Genomic DNA, 2,300 nt, shown 5'->3' with positions numbered 1-2,300 from the left:
TCAGACACTATCTATTCAACGACATTCCCATGCGAACTATGTGCAAAAAAGATTTATCAATCCCAAATAAAACGAATCGTATACACTGAGCCTTATCCAGAGAGTATTTCAGAGAAAATTTTTCTCAAGGACGGTGTTCGGCAAATAAAAGTAGAACAGTTTGAAGGGGTAAAATCATCCAGTTTTTTCAAGCTGTATAAAGCACCATTCAACTTAAAAGAGTCTCAAATGCTTGATGATTTGGTTTGATTCGTTTCGAAAGAGTCCCCCGCAGGAGCACCTGTGGCAGGATAGTTTTCTTATTACTTTTTTTAAAAGTCTTCAAAATAGGAAAAAGGAGATCAAATGTTGATTGTTTCAGATTTATATGAAAAGATTCGGGCTGATTTATACTGAGAGGATATGCTTTCAAACTATGGACAGCAAATCAATTTTTTCAAAATTTGAAAACCTGACCGTCTGGAAACAAGGTAGTAAAAGAGCGCCTCACAAACCCCTTCTGGCTTTATATGCCCTCAGTTGTGCGATTCAGCAGGATAAAAGGCTTCTGCCTTTTTCTGAATTGAACTCCAAACTGGTTGAATTACTGCATGATTTCGGACCTCCCCAAAAAACATACCGGCCGGAATATCCGTTCTGGCGGATGCAAAAAGATGGCATCTGGGAAGTCAAATCCCCGGAACCGGTTGAATGGCAACTCACAAACAGCGGTGATGCAAAAAAAACTCAGTTGCTCCACCACAATGCACATGGTGGTTTTCCAGAAAAAATTTACAAACTTTTAAAAAACGATCCTTCACTTTTCAGCAACGTGGTTCAAAAACTGCTGGAAGACAATTTCCCCCCATCCATTCATGAAGATATCCTGCAGGCAATCGGAATCGATTTTTCGGCAGGAATAACAACCATCAAACGCCGTGATCCAGATTTTAGAAATCGTGTTTTAAGAGCCTACGAAAACCGATGTGCCATTTGTGGATTTGATATCCGCATGGATCATACACCCATCTGTCTGGAGGCAGCCCATATCAAATGGCACACTGCCGGTGGCCCTGATGAGGAAAAAAATGGCCTTGCCCTGTGTACGCTTCATCACAAGTTATTCGACCGGGGCGCATTTACCTTCTCAGAAGACATGAAAATTTTGGTCTCGGATCGTGCCAACGGGTCTGATGCCTTCAACAAATGGTTGTTGAATTATCACGGCCAGAGGCTTACAGCCCCTAACAGAACAATTTATCAACCCAGCATGGCATTTCGGACCTGGCATGTTCGGGAAGTTTTCAAAGGCGAAGTTCGGGAATAAAACACATAACCCAAAAAAGGATTTTCAAATGAATCTGACACCTGCTTTTTTCGTACCTGTACTGGCTGAATACTGGTATGTTTTTGTTATTCTCATCTTCTTAGTATTTCTCAAATCGCCGTTGTTTAAGGGTTTTATTGGTGAAGTTATCATCAATATCACCACAAGTTTGTTTTTGGACAAGAAAAAATACCACTTGATAAAAAATGTTACCCTCCCCACAGATGACGGCACGACACAAATCGACCACATTATTGTTTCCCAATATGGCATTTTTGTTGTGGAAACAAAAAACATGAAAGGATGGATATTTGGCAGTCAAGACAAAAAAATGTGGACTCAGAGCATTTTCAAACACAAAACCCGATTCCAAAACCCTTTGCATCAAAATTTCAAACATATCAAAACACTTGAAAAATTATTGAACATTTCACCGGGAAAAATTTTTTCTGTGATTGTATTTGTCGGCGATGCCACATTTAAAACCACAATGCCGGCAAACGTCACCTATCCCAGAGGATATATCAAATTTATCAAATCCAAAAAAAATGCCATCTTGTCCGAAACTGAAGTCCGGAAAACAATCGATAGGATTGAATCCGGGAGGCTTGAAAGAACGCTGAAAACCCATCGAGAGCATATGCAGCATGTTAAAAAAATCGTCAAAGAAAAACAAAACTAAAATAGTCACGAATATTTTTTTGTGAACCCAGAATCTTAATATCGCTCAGCCCGCTTATTCGCCTTAAACATCTCCACCGGCAAGGGATACCCCAGCCGCCACACCATCTTGATGGACCTTTCACTCTCATGGCTGACATGATCGCCCGCCCCCCACCATTTTATTTCAAAACCATCACATACCGGCTGGTGACCCCGAGGATCTTTTTTTTCTGCATGGCAGACACCACCCCGGCGTTAAACCGCTCCGAAGACATGGGCGCCTGGATGAGATGGGTCAGGGTCCAGCCCGTGTTTTTAAACATCTCATAAT

General features: G+C 41.3%; 2 protein-coding genes and 1 pseudogene. All 3 read left to right on the top strand.

From position 1 onward, the window contains the following. Positions 1–249, top strand: a pseudogene (locus DPO_RS24925) (hypothetical protein); the annotation flags it as partial. 166 nt (positions 250–415) lie between these two features. Further along, positions 416–1,306 (top strand): phosphorothioated DNA-binding restriction endonuclease, encoded by an 891-nt coding sequence (locus tag DPO_RS23455; protein ID WP_040012326.1) that lies wholly within the window; start codon positions 416–418, stop codon positions 1,304–1,306. Between the two features lie 28 nt (positions 1,307–1,334). After that, positions 1,335–1,988 carry a nuclease-related domain-containing protein gene (locus DPO_RS23450; RefSeq protein ID WP_006968874.1) on the top strand — a complete coding sequence of 218 codons (654 nt, stop codon included), beginning with the start codon at positions 1,335–1,337 and terminating at the stop codon, positions 1,986–1,988. Positions 1,989–2,300 lie beyond the last annotated feature (312 nt).

Source organism: Desulfotignum phosphitoxidans DSM 13687 (genome assembly GCF_000350545.1).
Classification (GTDB): domain Bacteria; phylum Desulfobacterota; class Desulfobacteria; order Desulfobacterales; family Desulfobacteraceae; genus Desulfotignum; species Desulfotignum phosphitoxidans.
Note: the sequence above shows the minus strand (reverse complement) of the source record. Positions and strands in the feature narration are given on the sequence as shown.